Genomic DNA, 1,140 nt, shown 5'->3' on the forward strand with positions numbered 1-1,140 from the left:
TCGGCGCGGTCGATGGCGATGGCCAGGGTCCAGGGCGTGCCCTCCACCTTGGCCGCGTAGAGCATCTGGTCCGCGCCTTGCACGGGCACGTCCGCGCGCCCGCCGTTCGCCGCAAGCCGCTGCAGCAGCGGAGCGTCGATGCCGGCGGCCAGGTCCGACACGGGCTTGAGCGCCAGCTTGGGATCCGCCTGGGCCAGCAGGCGGCCCTGCTCGTCGACCAGCACGGCGAAGCTCTGGGCGGTGGGGCGGATGGCGGTCACCATGCGGCCGACGCTCTCCAGCAGCATGTCGGTGGCGACCACGCCGGCGCGCTGGCCGGTGGGCCCCCAAGGTTCAGCGAAGGTGATCAGCAGCTTGCCGGAACTGGCGCCGATGTAGGCCGGCGTGACCACGGGGCCGTTCGCCTGCATCGCCAGCTTGTACCAGCCGCGCGACGTGCCGTCATAGCCGTCCGGGACGGGGTGCAGGAACGCGTGGCGCTTGTCGGTGTGCACCAGGTAGGCGTCGTCCAGCGCGCCGGCCTGTTTCGTGGCTTCGAGGAACGGCATCGGGTCGGCCTGCGCGGCGCCGATCTTCAGCGAGCCGGTGATGCGCTGCTTCTCTTTCACCCATTCGGTGATTTCGTCGGCATGCAGCCGGGTGCGCTGCTCCAGCCGGCTGTCGATGCCCGCCAGCGTGTTGTTGCGCACGACGTAGAACGTGGAGAAGGCCAGCACCACGAGGGCCACCGTGGTGATGGCGATGCAGATCCCTATGAGGCGGGCGCGCAGACTTTGGAACATGGGATGGTGCTTCCTGGAAACCGGGCACAAGGCGGCAGGGCCGTTGGCTGTTGTCGATGGGGACGGGTGGAGAAAAAGGGGCGGACGCGGCGCGGCCGGAGCGCGGCCGTGCCGAGGTTATCCGCATGGGCGCAGGCCGTTGTCATGGGGAGAAATGCACCGCATTGCGTTGGTTCATGCCGGCAGGCGCTGCTGCCGTTCAGGCGCGCCCGCCGGGCCCGCCGAGGGCCGGGTGGGCGCGGCCGGAGCCGGCGCTGCCGTGGGCGTCGAGCTTGAATCCGGCGACGGCCTCGGCGAGCTGGTGGGCCTGTTGCTGCAGCGACTGGGCGGCGGCGGTGGCCTGCTCGACGAGGGCGGC

The 1,140-nt window shown here is 71.0% G+C and carries 1 protein-coding gene; it reads right to left on the bottom strand.

Annotated features, from left to right (window positions below; genetic code table 11):
- Nucleotides 1-782: cache domain-containing protein (locus BM144_RS22465; RefSeq protein WP_175526115.1), on the bottom strand; the 782-nt coding region annotated here is incomplete at its 3' end.
- Nucleotides 783-1,140: the final 358 nt, after the last annotated feature.

The organism is Paracidovorax konjaci (genome assembly GCF_900112675.1).
Lineage (GTDB): Bacteria > Pseudomonadota > Gammaproteobacteria > Burkholderiales > Burkholderiaceae_C > Paracidovorax > Paracidovorax konjaci.